This window comes from Mycobacterium sp. IS-836, assembly GCF_001954275.1.
GTDB lineage: Bacteria > Actinomycetota > Actinomycetes > Mycobacteriales > Mycobacteriaceae > Mycobacterium.
The window spans coordinates 36847-55869 of record NZ_MBEU01000055.1 but is presented as its reverse complement, the minus strand read 5'-3'; the positions used below and the strand labels follow the sequence as shown (position 1 = coordinate 55869).

Below are 19023 nucleotides of genomic sequence, written 5' to 3'. Positions count from 1 at the left end.
CGTCTCTACGGGGCGATCAACGCGGCCGCCAGCCCGCCCGGATCGACGTCCGCGTCGACGACGAGCCACCGCCCGCCCCAGTCCGCGGCGGCCAAACCTGCGTACACCGCACCGGTGCGCTGCTGAAGGTCGTCGTCGCGTTCGTAGCTGTCGCGCGCCCGGCCCGGCTCCGATTCGGCGCGGTCGCGGGCCCGCTGCGCGGCGAGTTCGGCGGACACCGCGAGCAGCACCTGCCAGTCCGGCGCGGGCAACCCCAGTCGCTGATATTCCAGCCGCTGCACCCAGGCCGCCGCTTCTCCCGCCGCGTCCTCGCGCAGCCGGGCGGCGGTGTAGGCCGCGTTGGAAGCGACGTAACGGTCCAGGATCACCACGTCGTGCGCGCGGGCCAGCGCCTCGATTTCGCCGACCGCCGCCGCGCGGTCGAGCGCGAACAGCATCGCCATCGCGTACGCCGACGAGGCGAGGTCGCCGTGCTCGCCGTGCAACGCCTCCGCGGCGACGTCGGCGGTCACCGACTGCCCGTAGCGCGGGAACGCCAGCGTGGCAACCGACTTCCCGGCCGCCTCGAACGCTTTACGCAAGCCCTCGGACAACGTCCGCTTGCCGGCGCCGTCGACCCCTTCGATCGCGATCAGCACGGCGCGAGCCTAACCCGCCGCCGTCGAGCGCCCGGCGGGCCGGGCAGTCGGCGCCCAACGCCCGGCGGGCCGGGCGCTCGGCCGCAGACGGCTCAGTACCGGTAGTGGTCGGCCTTGTACGGACCGTCGACGTCGACGCCGATGTACTCGGCCTGCTCCTTGGTCAGCTTGGTCAGCTCACCACCCAGCGCCTCGACGTGGATGCGGGCCACCTTCTCGTCGAGGTGCTTGGGCAGCCGGTACACCTCGTTGTCGTACTCGTCGTTCTTGGTCCACAACTCGATCTGCGCGATCACCTGGTTGGAGAAGCTGTTGCTCATCACGAACGATGGGTGGCCGGTGGCGTTGCCGAGGTTCAGCAGCCGGCCCTCGGAGAGCAGGATGATCGACTTGCCGCTGTCGGGGAACGTCCACAGGTCGACCTGCGGCCGGATGTTCACCTTGGTGGCGCCGGACCTTTCCAGTGCGGAGACCTGAATCTCGTTGTCGAAGTGCCCGATGTTGCCCAGCACCGCGTGGTCTTTCATCGCCTTCATGTGGGCCAGCGTGATGATGTCCTTGTTGCCGGTCGCGGTGATCACGATGTCCGCCTCGCCGATCGCGTCCTCGACCCGCTTGACGTCGAAGCCCTCCATCAGGGCCTGCAGCGCGTTGATCGGGTCGACCTCGGTGACGACGACGCGCGCACCCTGACCCTTGACGGACTCGGCGCAGCCCTTGCCGACGTCGCCGTAGCCGCAGACGAGCACCTTCTTGCCGCCGATCAGCACGTCGGTGCCGCGGTTGATGCCGTCGATCAGCGAATGGCGGCAGCCGTACTTGTTGTCGAACTTGGACTTGGTCACCGAGTCGTTGACGTTGATCGCCGGGAACGCCAGGTCACCGGCCGCCGCGAACTGGTAGAGCCGCAGCACCCCGGTGGTGGTCTCCTCGGTGACGCCCTTGACCGACTCCGCGATCTTGGTCCACTTGTCCTTGTCGGTCTCGAAGCGGCGGCGCAGCAGGTCCAGGAAGACCTTCCACTCGGTGGGGTCGTCGTCCTCGGCCGGGGGCACGACGCCGGCCTTCTCGTACTGCGCGCCGCGCAGCACCAGCATGGTCGCGTCGCCGCCATCGTCGAGGATCATGTTGGCCGGCTCGTCGGGCCACGTCAGCATCTGCTCGGCGGCCCACCAGTACTCCTCGAGCGTCTCGCCCTTCCACGCGAACACCGGCACGCCCTTGGGCTCCTCGGGGGTGCCGTGCGGGCCGACGACGATCGCCGCGGCGGCGTGGTCCTGGGTGGAGAAGATGTTGCACGACGCCCAGCGGACTTCGGCGCCCAGCGAGACGAGGGTCTCGATCAGCACGGCCGTCTGCACCGTCATGTGCAGCGAGCCCGAGATCCGCGCGCCCTTGAGCGGTTGCACTTCGGCGTACTCGCGGCGCAGCGACATCAAACCCGGCATCTCCTGCTCGGAGAGCTCGATGTCGCGCCGGCCGTACTCCGCCAGCGACAGATCGGCGACCTTGAACTCGATGCCGTTGCGAACGTCGGGGGTGAGCGCGTTTTCGGTCGTCGTCATAGCGTGTTTCATCCTTCTTGGGCTTCTTAAGGCGCACCGGATTCAAGCGGTACTTAGCTTAGGTATGTTCTTCCGCCACTGTAGTCGCCGCCGCGGCGGCCCCAGGGATCAGGGAAGGATCAGGGAACCTTGACGACCCCGTGACGCTCCGCGAAGGGCGTCATCAGCCGCGCCAGATCCCGTGCCACGTCATAGTCGGCCTCGGGGGGCATGGACACGTAGCTCATCGCGAGCCGGACGATCGCCCGCGCCAACACACCGGCGTCCTCTTCACTGGTGGCCACCCAGCTTTCGGTGAGCGCGGTGGTCAGCCGCGCCGACGCGCGCGTGATGATGGGCGCGCTGTCGGTGGTGATGATCTGCAGCAGGTCGGGCTTGGCGACGCCGGTCAGCAACGAGATCACCAACGGGTCGGCCGCCGACTCCGCGAAAAAGGAACGAAAGCCCTGCAGGAACGCTTCGTAGATGTTGCCGACGTTGGCGTCGATGGCGGCATGGACGGCGTCGACCAGGCGATCGGCCAGGCGCAGGGCGTACCCCTGCGCCAGGCCCTGCCGCGAGCCGAACTCGTTGTAGATGGTCTGCCGGCTGATGCCGGCGGCGCGGGCCACGTCGGAAAGCGTGATGGCGGACCAGTCTCGCGTCTGCAGCAATTCCCGCATCGCGTCCAGCACCGAGTCGCGCAATAGGGCGCGGGACGCCTCGGCGTACGGCATCCGCTTCACAGGCGCGACGATAGTGCTCAAGACCGGGCGACCTCCACCATTTCGAAGTCGGACTTCGCGGCACCGCAGTCGGGGCAGCTCCAGTCCTCGGGGATGTCGTCCCATCGGGTGCCGGGCGCGATGCCGTCCTCCGGCCAGCCCTTGGCCTCGTCGTACTCGAATCCGCATTGGACGCAGATGAAGAACTTGTAGTCGCTCACTGATTCACTCCTATCCGATTGTCCGGCTTCTCCTCATCGCTCCGCTCTGCATCGTCGCCGGACGTCTCTTCGAAATCGACCTTCTCGCGCACTGCGCAGTCGGGGCAGCACCAGTCGTCGGGGATGTCGCTGAAGGGCGTACCCGGGGGAAACCCTTCCCGCGGAGCGCCTTTCGCTTCGTCGTAGGTGTAGTCGCAACCGGGGCATCGGTAGGCGATCATGCCGCGACCCCTTCGGGGACGCCGTAGCGAGCCAGCAGCTTCGCGCGCAGCCGCGGCTGCAGGTTGACCCGGGTGATGTCGCCGTCGTAGTGCTCGAGCACCCGATGATCCATCACCCTGCGCCACAGCGGCGGGAAATAGGTCAGCCCAATCATCGACGCATAGCCGCTGGGCAGGTTCGGCGAGCCCGCCATGCTGCGCAGCGTCTGATATCGCCGCGTCGGGTTGGCGTGGTGATCGCTGTGCCGCTGCAGGTGATACAGGAACAGGTTGGTGACCACGTGGTCGGAGTTCCAGCTGTGCACCGGCGCGCAGCGCTCGTAGCGGCCGTTGGCGTTGCGTTGCCGCAGCAGCCCGTAGTGCTCGAGGTAGTTGACGTTCTCGAGCAGGCTGAAGCCGAAGACCGCCTGGATGACGACGAACGGGAGCAGCGCCGGCCCGAACACCGCGATCAGCGCGCCCCACAACACCAACGACATCGCCCAGGCGTTCAGCACGTCGTTGGACGGGTACGTCTTGGGATTCCACGGGCTCGAGCCCTGCCGTCGTATCCGTTGCGCCTCGAGGGAAACGGCGGAGCGCAGACTGCCAAAGACGCTGCGCGGCAAGAACTCCCAGAACGTCTCGCCGAAGCGGGCCGACGCCGGGTCCTCCGGGGTGGAGACGCGCACGTGGTGGCCGCGGTTGTGCTCGATGTAGAAGTGGCCGTAGCAGGTCTGCGCCAGGGTGATCTTGGACAGCCATCGCTCCAGCGCGTCCTTCTTGTGCCCCATCTCATGCGCGGTGTTGATGCCGACGCCGCCGAGCACACCGACGGACAGCGCCAAGCCGATCTTGCCCGCCCAGCCCAGTCCGCCGTCGAAGCCGAGCCAGTGCAGGTTCGACGCCGTGAACAGGTAGGCGGCCAGCACCACGCTGAGGTATTGGAACGGGATGTAGATGTAGGTGCAGTAGCGGTAGTACTTGTCGTTCTCCAGCCGCTCCATCATCTCGTCGGGCGGGTTCTGGCCGTCGGGCCCGAAATGCAGATCGAGGATGGGCAAAAGGACGTAGAGCAGGATGGGCCCGATCCACAGCGGCGCCTGCGCGGCGGCGTGCCAGCCGAGCTGATTCAACCCCCAGATGATCGGCAACATCACGAACAACGCGGTCGGGGCGATCAGTCCCATCAGCCACAGGTGGCGCTTCTTGTCCCGCCAAACGGGCGCGTCGGCCGATGCTTCGGGCCCGCTCGCCGGCCTGAGTGTGGTCATATGCCAAACCTCCTTGTAGTCATGCCACGTCATGCCACATTGAAGTTGGACAATACGCCGCTCTGCGTCTCCTGTCTAGACACAGAGCCCTATTTTGTAAAGGCGTCTGCCTCTGGTGCCTGCTCGACGTCCCGGCGGCCCTGCACCGAATGCCAGCGGCCGTAGCCGACGTAAATCGCGGTCCCGATCACCAGCCACACCGCGAAGCGAACCCAGGTGAGCGCGGTGAGGTTGACCATCAGCCACACGCAGGCGCATATCGACGCGATCGGAAGCCACGGCACGCCCGGGGCCTTGAATCCGCGGTGCAGGTCCGGCCGGGTCCGGCGCAAGACGACGACACCGGCGGACACCAGGACGAACGCGAACAGCGTCCCGACGTTGACCATCTCCTCGAGCTTGTTGATCGGGAACACCGCCGCCGTCGCCGCCACCACCACCGCGACCAGCGCGGTGATCCGGACCGGTGTTCCGCGCGAACCGGTCTTGGCCAGCGGGCGCGGCAGTAGCCCGTCGCGCGCCATCGCGAAGAGCACCCGGCACTGCCCGAGCATCAGCACCATCACGACGGTGGTCAGGCCGGCCAACGCCCCCACGGAGATGATTTTGCTGGTCCACGTCAACCCGTTCGCGGTGAACGCGGTAGCCAGGTTCGCGGACTTGCCGCCGGGGGCGGTCTTGAGCTGGGTATAGGAGACCATTCCGGAAAGCACCACCGAGACCGCGACATACAGAACCGTCACGATCGCCAGCGACGCCAGGATCCCCTTCGGGACGTTGCGCTGCGGTTCCTTGGTCTCCTCGGCCATGGTCGCGACGATGTCGAAGCCGATGAACGCGAAGAACACGATCGACGCCCCGGCCAGGACGCCAAACCAGCCGTAGTGACTGCTGTGCGCCCCGGTCAGCAGCGACAACACCGACTGGTTGACGCCCGACGCTTCGCCGCCGACTTCCGGCTTCGGAATGAACGGCGAATAGTTCGCCGGTTTGATGTAGAAGGCGCCGACCACCACGACCAGGATCACCACCGACACCTTGATGGCGGTGATCACCTGGGAGAACCTCGACGACAACTTCGTCCCCAAGGCGATCAGGGTCGACACCAGCCCGACGATCACCAGCGCGCCCCAGTCGACGTCGGCCGATCCGAAATGCACTGTGCCCCCTGCGAATCCGAACACCGTGCCCAGGTAGCTCGACCAACCCTTGGAGACGACGGCCGCGCCGACCGCCAACTCCAGCACCAGGTTCCAGCCGATAATCCAGGCGACGAACTCCCCGAAGGTGGCGTAGGAGAAGGTGTACGCGCTGCCCGCCACCGGCAGCGTCGACGCGAATTCGGCGTAGCACAACGCCGCCAGCGCGCACGCGACCGCGGCGATCACAAACGAGATCCAGATCGCCGGCCCGGTAATGTCGCCGGCTGTCGACGCGGTGACCGTGAAGATGCCCGCGCCGATCACCACGGCGACCCCGAACACCGCGAGATCCAACCAGGTCAGGTCCTTGCGTAGCCGGGTGCCCGGCTCGTCGGTGTCGGCGATCGACTGTTCGACCGACTTCATGCGCCACCGATTGGCCATTTGCCCGCCCCTTCCGTCACCCATTTGTCCGCACCCTAGTGGGTAGTCTGCGGGGATGCCCCACAGCGCAGCAAACACGCGGAACCACGCGGTGGTCATCGGGGCGAGCATCGCCGGGCTGTGCGCCGCGCGGGTGCTCTCGGATTGCTATGGCGCAGTCACCCTTTATGAGCGGGACGAGCTGCCGAGCGCGCCGGCGAACCGCGCGACGGTGCCCCAGGACCGGCACCTGCACATGCTGATGGCCCGCGGGGCCATCGAGTTCGAGAACCTGTTCCCGGGCCTGCTGAAAGACATGGTGGCCGCGGGCGTGCCGATGCTGGAGAACCGCCCGGACTGCATTTACCTCGGCGCGGCGGGGCACGTCCTGGGGACGGGGAGCACCCTGCGCGACGAGTTCACCGCGTACGTGCCCAGCCGGCCGCACCTGGAGTGGCAGTTGCGCAGGCGAGTGGAAGACCTCGACAACGTCAAGATCGTCCGGCGCTCGGTGGCCGAGCCGCGGTTCGAGCCCGCCCGGCAGCGGGTGACCGGCGTGCTGCTGGACCCCGCCGACCGCCAGGCGGGCGAGCCGGAGTTCGTGCGCGCCGACCTCGTGGTCGACGCGGCCGGTCGGGGCACCCGGCTGCCGGTGTGGTTGTCGCAGTGGGGATATGCGCGGCCCACCGAGGAAATCGTGGACATCGGCATCAACTACGCCACCCACCAGTTCCGCATCCCCGACGGCCTGATCGCCGAAAAGGTGGTCGTCGCCGGCGCTTCCCATGACGAGTCGCTGGGGCTCGGGATGCTGTGCTACGAGGACGGGACCTGGGTGCTCACCACCTTCGGCGTGGCCGACGCCAAGCCGCCGCGGACGTTCCCCGAGATGCTGGCGCTCGCGGACAAACTGCTGCCGGACCATTTCACCGACGCACTGGCGCGGGCCGAACCCCTCGGCGAGCCGGCATTCCACGCCTTTCCGGCCAGCAGGTGGCGCCGCTATGACAAGCTGGACCGCTTTCCCGCCGGGATCATCCCGTTCGGCGATGCCGTCGCCAGCTTCAACCCCACCTTCGGGCAGGGGATGACGATGACGTCACTGCAGGCCGGTCATCTGCGGCGGGCTCTGCAATTCCCGGACAGCGAACTGGCCGCGGAACTCAACCGGGCCACGGCCAAGACCACCTTCCCGGTGTGGACGATGAACGGCATCGGCGACGTCGCGTTCCATCACGCCGAAACGAAGGAGCCCGCCCCGTGGTGGTGGCGTCCCTCAGGCGCGCTGTTCGACCAATTCCTCGGGGCCGCCGAAACCGAACCCGTTCTCGCGGAATGGTTTTTGCGCCGGTTCTCGCTTCTCGACAGCCTCTATATGATCCCGCCGCCACGGATCGTGGGCCGTACCGTGGCGCACAACATGCGGCTGTGGCTGCGCGAGCGCCGGCAAGCCGTGGCGATCGCGAGCGCGGCAGAGCCGGGCGAAGCGGGTCGCCACCATCAGGGCTAGTCACAGCCCCACGGTCGCCCTGAACAGCTTGGCGGGCTCTCGCGCCACCAGCCGGATGGGGCCGTCGTCGGCCGCCACCCACGCCGCCATTCCGCGTTCCAGCGTCAGCGATCCCGACTTTGCGTGCACCGTCGTGGAACCCTCGCTGCACAACAGGATCTGCGGCCCTTCGTGGCTGCACGACGCGTCGACTTCGTGGCCGAGGTTCTCGCCGTCGAGCACCAACAGCGCGACCGCGAACTCGTCGGTCGGCGTTTCGTAGATCAGCCCGAGACCTTCGCGGTGGGTCGACGCTCGCAACCGCTCTTCGGCGGTGGGGGCGAAGTCCAGCACTCGCAGCAGTTCGGGCACATCGACGTGCTTGGGGGTCAACCCACCGCGTAACACGTTGTCGGAGTTGGCCATAACCTCCACCCCGAAACCGCGCAGATAGGTGTGCAGGTTGCCGGCCGGCACGAAGATCGCCTCGCCCGGTTCCAGCGTGATGCGGTTGAGCAGCAGCGCCGCCAGCACACCGGCGTCGCCCGGATAGCGCTCCCCGAGTTCGAGCACCGTCTTGGCCTCGGCGGCGAATTCCGTTGCGCCCGTGCTGACGTACTGGATGGCGCCGTCCAGCACGGCGGGCACCAGCACGTCGAGGTCGGGCTGCGGCGCGGTGATCCAGGTGGTGAACAGCGCGCGCAGCCCGTCGGCGTCGGACTGGTCGTTGAGCAGATCGATGTATGGGTCGAGGTCGGAGACCGCAAGCGCCCGCAGCAGCTCGACGGTGCGCGACGCCGGGCGAAATCCGGCCAGCGCCTCGAACGACTCCAGCGCCACCAGCAACTCGGGCTTGTGCGAGGTGTCGCGATAGTTGCGCACCGGCGAGGACACCGGAATTCCCAACCGTTCCTCACGCAGGTAACCCTCGACCGCCTGCTCGGCGCTCGGGTGGGCCTGCAGGGACAGCGGCTCGTCGGCGGCCAGCACCTTGACCAAGAACGGCAGCACATCACCGAAGCGGGCGCGCGAGCAGGGACCGAGCTGTCCCTCGGGGTCGGCGACCAGCGCCTCCATCAACGAGATTTCGCCCTGCTCCGTTTCCAGCCACGCCGGGTCGCCCGGGTGGGCGCCGAACCAGAGTTCGGCTTCCGGGTGCGCGGCCGGCACCGAACGCCGGGTGAATTCGGCGATGGCGGTGCGCGATCCCCATGCGTACGTCCGTAACGCCCCGCGAAGCAGTTCCACTTGTTTTCTATCCCCGCGCCAGTCTCAAGTAAACGGCGGCCATCTCCAGCCGAACGGCTAATACTGCCAGTTGCTGCTCGGTGCGTGCGGCACCACCCGGAGCGGACGCCCCGACCAGACCGGCGGACCCGCCCACACCCCCGGGCGCTTCGGGCACATCCTCGGCCGCGATGAGGTAGACCTCGTTCAGCCCGGCGACGCGCGCGGCCACCACCGTGCGCTCGCCGGCCAACGTGAGCGCGAGCACCCGGAGTCGCTCGGGCAGTGGTCCGTCGATTTGCTCGTCATGAAAGAGCGCGTCCACGGCGGACGGCGCTTCGCCAAACCCGGACCCCGACTCCGAGCTCGCGCGCAGCGCCACCACCGCATCCGCAAGCCCGGTCGCGGCCGTCACGTGGTGGGCGATCCGCAACAGCACCGAACTGCCGTGCCGGGCCAGCGCCAGCGTCGCGGCGCAGTCGCCGGCCAGTGCCACTCGGGCGTCGGAGATGCGCGCGGCAATCATCTTGGCCGGGTTGGTGAATAGCTCGCGGGCGGCACTGTTGCGCAGCGCCTCGGCGTCCAGCTCGTCGGCGAGCAGCGCCAGATCGATGTCGGGTGCGGGGTCTACGCATTTCAGCACGGCCAGGCCGGCGGCCAGGTAGCGCGGCAGTCCGAACTCGTCGGGAACCGACAGGCGCGGCCCAAGCACCGCGGCGCGCCCGGCCGTGGAGTCGCGCAGCGGGCCCTCGTACGGCGCCGCCACGACGACCCGCGCGCCGCGGCGCACCCCGGTCGCGGCGGCCCCGACCAGCGCGGGGTCGCCGGGGTCGTCGCCCGCGACGATCAGTACGTCGAGCGGGCCGATCCACGGCGGGGCGTCGTCGGCGAGCGCGATCGGCGCCGACGCGGCGCCGCCCTGCGTCGCGGCCAGCAGCGTCCCCGCGGTCTCGGCGGTCCCGCGGCCGGCCACCCAGATGATGCTGCGCGGCCGGTCGTCGATGCGCAGCGAATCCAGTGCGCCTTCTTCGGCGGCGGCGGCAACGGCGCGAACCTGCGCGCCGGCCGACGACGCGGCCCGCAGCAGGCCGGCCCGGTCGGCGCCGAGCAGGCCGGCGGTGTCCTCGAGATCGATTGCTCCGGTGGCATTCACCGGGCGGCCTCTGGGGTTTGGGTTTCGGCGGCGATCTCGGCGCTGACCTGTTGAACCACCGCGTCGACGTCCTCGGTGCTGCGGCCCTCCACGTTGAGCCGCAGCAGCGGCTCGGTGTTGGAGCTGCGCAGGTTGAACCAGCTGCCGTCGCCCAAATCCACGGTCACCCCGTCCAGGTGGTCGATCGAGTGAATCCGGCTGCCGAACGACTTCAGCACGGCGTCCACGCACCGCGACGCGTCGTCGACTTTGAAGTTGATCTCGCCCGACGATTCGTAGCGCTGGTAGTCGGCGGTCAACTCCGACAGCGGCCGATGCTGCTCGCCGAGGGCGGCCAGCACGTAAAGCGCCGCCAGCATCCCGGAATCGGCGCCCCAGAAGTCGCGGAAGTAGTAGTGCGCCGAGTGCTCGCCGCCGAAAATCGCGCCGGTCTCGGCCATCAATCCTTTGATGTAGGAATGCCCGACCCGCGAGCGCAGTGGGGTGCCGCCGCGCTCGGTGACCAGTTCGGACACGGCGCGCGAGGTGATCACGTTGTGGATAACGGTGGCGCCGATCTCGCGACCCAGCTCGCGGGCGGCCACCAGGCTGGTCACCGTCGACGGCGAAACCGGCATCCCGCGTTCGTCGACCACGAAGCAGCGATCGGCGTCGCCATCGAAGGCCAGCCCAATATCGGCGCCGGTCTCGCGCACGTAGCGCTGCAGGTCCACCAGGTTCGCCGGGTCGAGCGGATTGGCCTCGTGATTGGGGAACGAACCGTCGAGCTCGAAGTACAACGGCAACAGCGTGATCGAGTCGATCGCGCCCAGCACGGCGGGCGCGGTGTGCCCGGCCATGCCGTTGCCGGCGTCCACCGCCACCCGCAACGGACGCAGCCCCGAGGTGTTCACCAGTGAGCGCAGAAACTCGCCGTAGTCCGCGAGCACGTCCCGATCGGAGATATCGCCCGGCGGCCCGTCATACGTCGGTACCCCGGCGATCACTTCGCCGCTGATCACCTGGAGCCCGGTGTCCGCGCCGACGGGTTTGGCCCCCGCCCGGCAGAGCTTGATGCCGTTGTAGGCCGCCGGGTTGTGGCTCGCGGTGAACATCGCGCCGGGGCAGTCCAACAATCCCGAAGCGAAATAGAGCTGATCGGTGGACGACAAACCGATGCGCACGACGTCGAGGCCCTGGGTGTTGACCCCGGCCGCGAAGGCAGCGGCGAGCGACGGCGAGCTATCCCGCATGTCGCGGCCGATGACCACCCGCTGCGCCCCGTCGGCGCGCATCAACCTGGCGAACGCGGCGCCGACGTCGGCGACCAACGAATCGTCGATCTCCTCGCCCACCAGCCCGCGTACGTCGTAAGCCTTGATGACACGGCGGATAGCCGCGGCGGGCCGGGACATGCGGAGGCTCCTGACGACTACTTGCTTGGACTCTTCTTGGACTCTTCTTGGACTCTTGGCAGCCAGCCTATCGGCCCGCCAAGGTTACGGGTCCAAACGGTGCGCGGTGCTAGTCGGCAGCGCTAATCGGCGGGGTCGGGCAGCACGCGCAGATGCCCGCGGCGGCGTCCGGAACGCTGCTCGGGCGGCGCGAGCAGACCGCCGCTGGGCGCGGTGGCATGGGCCCCGGCGGGGCGCAGAGCCGGGTCGGCGGAGAAGCCGTTCATCGCGGTTGCGCCGCCATAGGGCACCCCGCCACCGCCCGGGACCTCGCGCACCGCGTCCGCCAGCGCCACCAGGTCGTCCTCATCGGGATTGGGCAGCGGGCCGGCGTGGCGCACCAGTTCCCAGCCGCGCGGCGCGGTGATCCGGCCGGCATGGCCGACGCACAGATCCCAGGAATGCGGTTCGCGCGCGGTGGCGAGCGGGCCTACCACTGCCGTCGAGTCCGAGTAGACGAACGTCAAGGTCGCCACGGCATAGTGCGGACACCCGGGCCGGCAACAGCGACGGGGAACGTTCACGACGAAAGGCTATCGTGGACAAACGCCGCGGAAGCGCCGGACACGCGCAACCGTTCGACCCCCGATGTTCAACCGTTACCATCGGGCCCAGTGAATGATTCCCGCGGCGATTCGCGCAGCTCCCCGCGCGGTGGCTGGTCTCAGGGCCCGTCGGGGGGCCGCTCGGCTGCACACCGGGCCACGCGGCGGGGCCGCGATATGCGCGGTCCGCTGTTGCCGCCGACGGTACCGGGATGGCGCAGCCGCGCCGAGCGGTTCGACATGGCGGTGCTCGAGGCATACGAACCCATCGAGCGGCGCTGGCAAGACCGGGTGTCGGAGCTCGACGTGGCCGTCGATGAGATCCCGCGTATCACCGCCAAGGACCCGGAGAGTGTGCAGTGGCCGCCCGAGGTCATCGCCGATGGGCCGATCGCACTGGCCCGCTTGATACCGGCGGGCGTCGACGTCCGCGGCAATGCGACACGCGCGCGAATTGTGTTGTTCCGCAAGCCGATCGAGAGACGGGCGAAGGACACCGTCGAACTTGGCGAGTTGCTGCACGAAATCCTGGTGGCTCAGGTGGCCATCTATCTGGACGTGGAACCCTCGGTCATCGACCCGACGATCGACGACGAATGACGCTGGGCGGGGTCAGATTTGGGGCGGGTCTGAAGCGGGTCAGATGATGCCGCGCTTGAGGCGACGGCGCTCGCGCTCGGACAGACCACCCCAGATGCCGAAGCGTTCGTCATGCGCCAGGGCGTATTCCAGGCACTCATGACGCACCTCGCAACCCAGGCAGATCTTCTTGGCCTCGCGGGTGGAACCACCCTTCTCGGGAAAGAAGGCCTCTGGATCGGTTTGCGCGCACAGCGCGCGGTCCTGCCATTGATCGGCGGTCGGCGGCAGGGGCTCGGGTTCGAATGCCACTGGGGCATCGGGAACCACGGTCAGGTGCGGACGCGCAATTGGCGCCGGCGTCGCACCAATGGTGGTGTGCGGTGTGCTTGTCATAACGCCCCGAAGGTGTTCATAAGACATGCGTCGTCCGCCTCCTCAGGTTGATTTTGAGAGAGTGATTTGTTGCCACTGTTCTGATGTACAGACAATTCGAACAAGTGATCGAATCTCGGTCTGCGACACCGGAACCGGCCGGCCAACCGGGAAATGACACTGATGTGATTAGACACGGGTTGAGCTGCCCGGTCAAGCACTTCGGCGCATTTCCATATCATCTCGTGATCAAATTTCGGCGTTTCTGTTGTTATTGACGCTCGGCGTGTCGGTCACAACTGTCCCAAGTTTCCCAATTGTGCTGGTCGAAATGGGCTTTTATGGCCCACTTGGTGGCCGGCATGCCGTGCGTCGCCGGCCGGTACTGTCGTGCGGTGTGAAGGTCACCGTGCTGGTCGGTGGGGTCGGTGGCGCCCGGTTCCTGCTTGGCGTCCAGCAGCTGCTCGGCCTGGGTCAGTTCGCGGCGCAACAGCGCCCCGATGCTGAAACCACCAGCCACGAGCTAACCGCGATCGTCAACATCGGTGATGACGCGTGGATCCATGGCTTACGTGTCTGCCCGGATTTGGACACCTGCATGTATACCTTAGGTGGAGGCGTCGATCCACAACGGGGTTGGGGTCACCGCGACGAAACCTGGCATGCCAAAGAGGAATTGGCGCGTTATGGCGTGCAGCCGGACTGGTTCGAACTCGGCGACCGCGATCTTGCCACCCACTTGGTGCGCACCCAGATGCTGCAGGCGGGCTACCCGCTGTCGCAGATCACCACGGCGCTGTGCGACCGCTGGCAACCCGGCGCACGATTGCTGCCGGCCACCGACGACCGCTGCGAGACACACGTGGTGATCACCGATCCGGCGGACGGCAGCCGCCGCGCGATCCACTTCCAGGAGTGGTGGGTGCGCTACCGGGCGCGGGTGCCGACCCACAGCTTCGCCTTCGTCGGCGCCGAAAAGGCCAGCGCCGCAACCGAAGCGGTCACGGCCATCGGCGACGCGGACGTCATCCTGCTGGCGCCGTCCAACCCGGTGGTCAGCGTCGGCGCCATCCTGGCCGTCCCGGGCATCCGCGGCGCGCTGCGGGGAGCCAGCGCCCCAGTCGTCGGCTATTCGCCGATCATCGGCGGAAAGCCGTTGCGCGGCATGGCCGATGCGTGCCTTTCCGTGATCGGGGTCGAATCCACCGCGGAAGCGGTCGGCCGGCACTACGGGCCGCGGCGCGACACCGGCATACTGGATTGCTGGCTGGTGCACGACGGGGACCAGGCCGACATCGAGGGGGTCGCGGTGCGCTCCGTGCCGCTGTTGATGAGCGACCCGAAGGCGACGGCCGAAATGGTCGCCGCTGGACTGGACCTTGCGGGCGTGACGGCGTGACCGACCGTTCGAAAGAGCATGGCACCGCCGCGGCGATCGAGATCCTGCCCGTGCCCGGCCTTCCCGAGTTCCGGCCCGGCGACGACCTGAGCGCGGCGCTGGCCGCCGCGGCACCCTGGCTGCGCGACGGCGACGTCGCGGTCGTCACCAGCAAGGTGGTGTCCAAGTGCGAGGGCCGGCTGGTGCAGGCGCCGCGGGACGCCGAGGAGCGCGATCGGATGCGGCGCAAGCTGGTCGACGACGAGGCGGTCCGCGTGCTCGCGCGCAAGGGCCGGACCCTGATCACCGAGAACCGGCTCGGGCTGGTGCAGGCCGCCGCGGGCGTGGACGGTTCCAACGTCGGCGGCGACGAGCTCGCGCTGCTGCCCGTCGACCCCGACGCCAGCGCGGCCGCGCTGCGCGCCGGCCTGCGCGAGCGGCTCGGCGTCGACGTCGCCGTGGTCATCACCGACACGATGGGCCGCGCCTGGCGCAACGGTCAGACCGATGCGGCCGTCGGCGCGGCGGGTCTGACTGTGCTGCACGGCTATTCGGGGGCCGTCGACCAGCACGGCAACGAACTGATCGTCACCGAGATCGCGATCGCCGACGAGATCGCGGCCGCCGCCGACCTGGTCAAGGGCAAACTGACCGCCGTTCCGGTGGCCGTGGTGCGCGGGCTACCCAAGCGCGTCGTGTCCGACGACGGCACCACCGCCCGGCAGCTGCTGCGCCCCGGCGAGGAAGACCTGTTCTGGCTCGGTACCGCCGAAGCGATCGAGATGGGTCGTCGGCAGGCCCAACTGTTGCGCCGATCGGTGCGCCGGTTCAGCGGCGAGCCGGTGCCGCCAAACCTGGTGGAGGCAGCCGTCGCCGAGGCCCTCACCGCGCCGGCCCCCCACCACACCCGCCCGGTGCGGTTCGTGTGGCTGCGGACTCCGGCCACCCGGGCCCGGCTATTGGACCGGATGAAGGACAAGTGGCGCGCCGACCTTGCCGGCGACGGCCGGCCCGCGGACTCGATCGAACGCCGGGTTGCCCGCGGCCAGATCCTTTACGACGCACCCGAGGTCGTCATCCCGATGTTGGTCCCCGACGGCGCGCACAGCTATCCCGACGCCGCCCGCACCGGCGCCGAGCACACGATGTTCACGGTCGCCGTCGGCGCGGCCGTGCAGGCGCTGCTGGTCGCGCTGGCGGTGCGCGGGCTGGGCAGCTGTTGGATCGGCTCGACGATCTTCGCCGCCGACCTGGTCCGCGCCGAGCTCGAGCTGCCGTCCGATTGGGAGCCGTTGGGCGCCATCGCGATCGGCTACCCCGCGGAGCCGACCGGATTGCGCGACGCGGCGCGGGACGCCGGGGATCTGTTGATCCGCAAGTGATACTGGGCCGATGACGACGTTCGCGGGCAAGGCGGCGGCCTCGGCCGACAAGGTTCGCGGCGGCTACTACACCCCGGCCCCGGTGGCCCGGTTCCTGGCCCGCTGGGTGCGGGAAGCCGGCCCGCGCATCGTGGAACCGTCCTGCGGCGACGGCCGAATCCTGCGCGAGCTCGCCGCGCTCGGCGCCCGGGCACAGGGCGTCGAACTCGTCGCGGGCGAGGCGGTCAAGGCGCGGCAGTTCGCTCCAGTCGACACCGAAAACCTGTTCACCTGGCTCGCGAATACCGAGGCCGCCGACTGGGACGGGGTCGCGGGAAACCCGCCCTACATCCGGTTCGGCAACTGGGCATCCGATCAGCGGGAGCCGGCTCTGGAGCTCATGCGGCGCGAGCGCCTGCGCCCCAGCAGGTTGACCAACGCCTGGGTGCCCTTCGTCGTCGCCGCCACCGTGCTGGTGCGCGACGGCGGGCGCGTGGGCCTGGTCCTTCCCGCCGAGTTGCTTCAAGTCGGCTACGCCGCGCAGTTGCGCGACTTTCTGCTGAGCCGGTTCTCTGCGATCACGCTGCTGACATTCGAGCGGTTGGTGTTCGACGGGATCCTGCAGGAGGTCGTATTGTTCTGCGGCGTCGTCGGTTCCGGGCCGGCGCGGATACGCACGGTCCATCTCAGAGACGCCGAAGCGCTGGCCGATGCCGAGCTTGACGTCGAGTCGGCCCCGGCGCTGTTGCACGAAAAGGAGAAGTGGACCAAGTATTTTCTGGACCCCGCGGCGATCCGGCTGCTGCGCACGCTCAAGGGATCCGACACCCTGACCCGGCTCGACTCTGTGGCCGACGTGGATGTCGGCGTCGTGACCGGGCGCAACAGCTTCTTCACCCTCACCGATGCGCAAGCCCGCGAACTCGCACTCACCCCGCACTGCGTCCCGCTCGTTTCGCGCAGCGCGCAGCTCACCGGCCTGGTATACGACACCGACTGCCGCGCAAGCGATCTCGCGGCCGGACACCGGACCTGGTTGCTCGACGCTCCCCGCGATCCGAGCGATCCCGCCCTGCTCGCGCACATCGCCGCGGGTGAGGCGGCCGGCGTGCACCGCGGCTACAAGTGCTCGATCCGCACGCCCTGGTGGGGCACGCCGTCGTTGTGGATTCCCGACCTCTTCATGCTGCGCCAGATCCACACCGCGCCACGGCTGACCGTCAACGCCGCCGCGGCGACGAGCACCGACACCGTGCATCGGCTCCGGCTCGCCCCACACGTCCACTCCCAGATAGACGCGTGCGCGGTTGCCGCCGTGTTCCACAACAGCGCGACGTTTGCCTTCGCCGAGATCATGGGCCGCAGCTACGGCGGAGGGATTTTGGAGTTGGAGCCGCGGGAAGCCGAGCAGCTGCCCATTCCCCCGCCGGCCTACGCCGGCGCCGAACTCGCCTGCGACGTCGACCTTTTGTTGAAGGCCAACGAGATCGACAAGGCACTCGACCTGGTGGACCGTCAAGTCCTGATCGACGGGCTCGGCTGGTCGCCGGATGTGGTGGCGCAGTGCCGGTCGGCATGGGCGGCGCTGCGCGCTCGCCGGACCAAGCGAGGCTCCCGGTGAGCGTTCGGGACTCCGCGCTCTCGATTCTCACCGAGTGGCGGGCGCCCGATCCGGCGCAGGACTCGTTGCGGCACGCCATGCTGGCGTTCGTGCACGGCCATGCCGACGCCTGCCGTCGGGAGTGCGTGCCCGGACACGTCACCGCGTCGACGTTGGTCGTCGACGACAGCGGCACCCGGGTGCTGTTGACCCTGCACCCCCGCGTCGGCCGCTGGGTACAACTCGGCGGGCACTGCGACGAGGAGGACCCCGACATCGTGTCCGCGGCGCTGCGCGAGGCCACCGAGGAATCGGGCATCGCCGGCCTGCGCATCGCGCCTCAGCTGGCCGCGGTGCATGTGCACCCCGTGGTGTGCTCGTTGGGCGTGCCGACGCGGCACCTCGACCTGCAATTCGTCGCGCACGCGCCGCCCGGCGCGCAGATCGCAATCAGCGAGGAGTCGGACGACCTGCAGTGGTGGCCCGCCGACGCGTTGCCGGACGGTACCGACCACGCGCTGGCCTACCTCGTCGCCCGCGCGACTCACTAACCGCCCAGCGTGCGGCTAGCCGCACATTCGACGCCGAGCGTGCGGCCAGACGCACGTTCGGCGCAAAAGGGAAACCTAGACGTCGGACGAGTAGCGAATGCCGCCGTCGGGAATGGAGATGCCCGGCCAGACCCGGGCGCCGCGCAGCAACTCGCAGCGCGCGCCGATGTCGGCGCCGTCGCCGATCACGCCGTCGCGGATCAGCGCCCGCGGACCGACGCGAACACCGAAGCCGAGGATCGAACGCTCGATCACGCTGCCCGCCTCGACCTTGACGCCGTCGAAGATCACCGCGCCGTCCAGCCGCACACCCGGGCCGATCTCGGCGCCACGGCCGACGACGGTGCCGCCGATCAACAGCGCGCCGGGCGACACCGCCGCGCCGTCGTGCACCAACTGCTCGCCGCGGTGGCCGTGCAGGGCCGGCGACGGGGCGATGCCGCGCACCAGATCCGACGATCCGCGCACGAAGTCTTCCGGGGTGCCCATGTCGCGCCAGTACGTGGCGTCGACGTAGCCGCACACCTTGACGTCCGGGTCCGCCAGCAGCGAGGGGAACACCTCGCGTTCGACCGAAACCTCGCGGCCGCGCGGAATCCGGTCGATGATGTGGCGTTCGAACACATAGGTGCCCGCGCTGATCTGATCGGTCGGCGGATCCTCCGACTTCTCGACAAAAGCGACGACCCGGTTCCGCTCGTCGGTGGTCACACAGCCGTAGGCCCGCGGGTCGCCCACCCGCACCAGGTGCAGGCTGACGTCGGCGGAGTTGGTCCGGTGGAAATCCAGCAGCTGGCCTAGGTCGGCGCCGGAGAGCACGTCGCCGTTGAACACCATCACGGTGTCGTGCCGCAGCTGGCCGGCGATGTTGGCGATCGCGCCGCCGGTGCCCAGGGGGCGCTCCTCGGTCACGTAGTCGATCTGCAGGCCCAGCTTGGAGCCGTCGCCGAACTCGGCCTCGAACACCGCGGCCTGATACGACGTGCCCAGGATGACGTGCTCGATGCCCGCCGCTGCGATCCGCGACAACAGGTGGGTGAGGAACGGCACCCCGGCGGTCGGCAGCATCGGCTTAGGCGCCGACAGGGTCAGCGGCCGCAGCCGGGTGCCCTTGCCGCCGACCAGCACCACCGCGTCGATTTGATTGCCTGCCAACGGGTTAGCC

19 protein-coding genes are annotated in these 19023 nt (G+C 68.7%); 6 read left to right on the top strand and 13 right to left on the bottom strand.

Annotated features, from left to right (window positions below; all coding sequences use genetic code 11):
- Positions 1-5 precede the first annotated feature (5 nt).
- The 7 genes from A5747_RS15395 to A5747_RS15365 all read right to left on the bottom strand — a co-directional run bounded on the left by A5747_RS15395 (position 6) and on the right by A5747_RS15365 (position 6188).
- Positions 6-638, bottom strand: coding sequence for a dTMP kinase (locus tag A5747_RS15395; RefSeq protein WP_076125665.1), 633 nt, complete (start codon positions 636-638; stop codon positions 6-8).
- Positions 639-730: 92 nt separating this feature from the next.
- Positions 731-2203: an adenosylhomocysteinase gene (gene ahcY, locus A5747_RS15390; RefSeq protein ID WP_076125663.1), complete on the bottom strand. Its 1473-nt coding sequence runs from the start codon at positions 2201-2203 to the stop codon at positions 731-733.
- 119 nt (positions 2204-2322) lie between these two features.
- Positions 2323-2919: a TetR family transcriptional regulator gene (locus A5747_RS15385; RefSeq protein WP_142245606.1), complete on the bottom strand. Its 597-nt coding sequence runs from the start codon at positions 2917-2919 to the stop codon at positions 2323-2325.
- 26 nt (positions 2920-2945) lie between these two features.
- Positions 2946-3128 (bottom strand): rubredoxin, encoded by a 183-nt coding sequence (locus A5747_RS15380; protein WP_076125660.1) that lies wholly within the window; start codon positions 3126-3128, stop codon positions 2946-2948.
- A complete protein-coding gene (locus A5747_RS15375; protein ID WP_076125659.1) occupies positions 3125-3349 on the bottom strand; it encodes a rubredoxin in 225 nt (74 codons plus the stop codon). The genes A5747_RS15380 and A5747_RS15375 overlap by 4 nt, the downstream gene beginning before the upstream one ends.
- Entirely contained in the window at positions 3346-4602 is a 1257-nt protein-coding gene (locus A5747_RS15370; protein ID WP_076125784.1) for an alkane 1-monooxygenase, read from the bottom strand. The genes A5747_RS15375 and A5747_RS15370 overlap by 4 nt, the downstream gene beginning before the upstream one ends.
- A gap of 89 nt (positions 4603-4691) precedes the next feature.
- Positions 4692-6188, bottom strand: a complete 1497-nt coding sequence (locus tag A5747_RS15365; RefSeq protein ID WP_076125658.1) for an APC family permease — start codon at positions 6186-6188, stop codon at positions 4692-4694.
- A gap of 91 nt (positions 6189-6279) precedes the next feature.
- Here A5747_RS15365 and A5747_RS15360 point away from each other — a divergent pair, with 91 nt between their 5' ends.
- Positions 6280-7677, top strand: a complete 1398-nt coding sequence (locus A5747_RS15360) for an NAD(P)/FAD-dependent oxidoreductase (protein ID WP_142245605.1) — start codon at positions 6280-6282, stop codon at positions 7675-7677.
- Here A5747_RS15360 and manA read toward each other — a convergent pair whose 3' ends face one another.
- From manA to A5747_RS15340, 4 genes are all read right to left on the bottom strand, one after another.
- Positions 7678-8904 (bottom strand): mannose-6-phosphate isomerase, class I, encoded by a 1227-nt coding sequence (manA, locus tag A5747_RS15355; RefSeq protein WP_076125655.1) that lies wholly within the window; start codon positions 8902-8904, stop codon positions 7678-7680.
- Positions 8905-8911: 7 nt separating this feature from the next.
- On the bottom strand, positions 8912-10036 hold the full coding sequence (locus A5747_RS15350; RefSeq protein WP_076125653.1) for a TobH protein: 1125 nt from the start codon (positions 10034-10036) through the stop codon (positions 8912-8914).
- Positions 10033-11430 (bottom strand): phosphomannomutase/phosphoglucomutase, encoded by a 1398-nt coding sequence (locus A5747_RS15345; RefSeq protein WP_076125650.1) that lies wholly within the window; start codon positions 11428-11430, stop codon positions 10033-10035. The genes A5747_RS15350 and A5747_RS15345 overlap by 4 nt, the downstream gene beginning before the upstream one ends.
- A gap of 122 nt (positions 11431-11552) precedes the next feature.
- Positions 11553-11993 carry a DUF3499 domain-containing protein gene (locus A5747_RS15340; protein WP_076125648.1) on the bottom strand — a complete coding sequence of 147 codons (441 nt, stop codon included), beginning with the start codon at positions 11991-11993 and terminating at the stop codon, positions 11553-11555.
- 198 nt (positions 11994-12191) lie between these two features.
- Between A5747_RS15340 and A5747_RS15335 the strand changes: the two genes are divergently transcribed.
- Positions 12192-12614 (top strand): metallopeptidase family protein, encoded by a 423-nt coding sequence (locus A5747_RS15335; RefSeq protein WP_076057693.1) that lies wholly within the window; start codon positions 12192-12194, stop codon positions 12612-12614.
- 39 nt (positions 12615-12653) lie between these two features.
- On the opposite strand, the gene A5747_RS15330 is transcribed toward A5747_RS15335, so the two are convergent.
- Positions 12654-12989: a WhiB family transcriptional regulator gene (locus A5747_RS15330; RefSeq protein WP_076125646.1), complete on the bottom strand. Its 336-nt coding sequence runs from the start codon at positions 12987-12989 to the stop codon at positions 12654-12656.
- A 376-nt stretch (positions 12990-13365) separates the two neighbouring features.
- Between A5747_RS15330 and cofD the strand changes: the two genes are divergently transcribed.
- Genes cofD through A5747_RS15310 form a run of 4 tightly spaced genes read left to right on the top strand, consistent with a single transcriptional unit; the run spans position 13366 to position 17858 of the window.
- Entirely contained in the window at positions 13366-14367 is a 1002-nt protein-coding gene (cofD, locus tag A5747_RS15325; RefSeq protein ID WP_076125643.1) for a 2-phospho-L-lactate transferase, read from the top strand.
- Positions 14364-15728 carry a coenzyme F420-0:L-glutamate ligase gene (locus tag A5747_RS15320; RefSeq protein WP_076125640.1) on the top strand — a complete coding sequence of 455 codons (1365 nt, stop codon included), beginning with the start codon at positions 14364-14366 and terminating at the stop codon, positions 15726-15728. The genes cofD and A5747_RS15320 overlap by 4 nt, the downstream gene beginning before the upstream one ends.
- A 10-nt stretch (positions 15729-15738) precedes the next feature.
- On the top strand, positions 15739-17328 hold the full coding sequence (locus A5747_RS15315; protein WP_076125638.1) for a class I SAM-dependent methyltransferase: 1590 nt from the start codon (positions 15739-15741) through the stop codon (positions 17326-17328).
- Positions 17325-17858 (top strand): NUDIX hydrolase, encoded by a 534-nt coding sequence (locus A5747_RS15310; protein WP_198938200.1) that lies wholly within the window; start codon positions 17325-17327, stop codon positions 17856-17858. The genes A5747_RS15315 and A5747_RS15310 overlap by 4 nt, the downstream gene beginning before the upstream one ends.
- Positions 17859-17933: 75 nt before the next feature.
- On the opposite strand, the gene A5747_RS15305 is transcribed toward A5747_RS15310, so the two are convergent.
- Entirely contained in the window at positions 17934-19013 is a 1080-nt protein-coding gene (locus A5747_RS15305; protein ID WP_076125636.1) for a sugar phosphate nucleotidyltransferase, read from the bottom strand.
- Between the last annotated feature and the right edge of the window lie 10 nt (positions 19014-19023).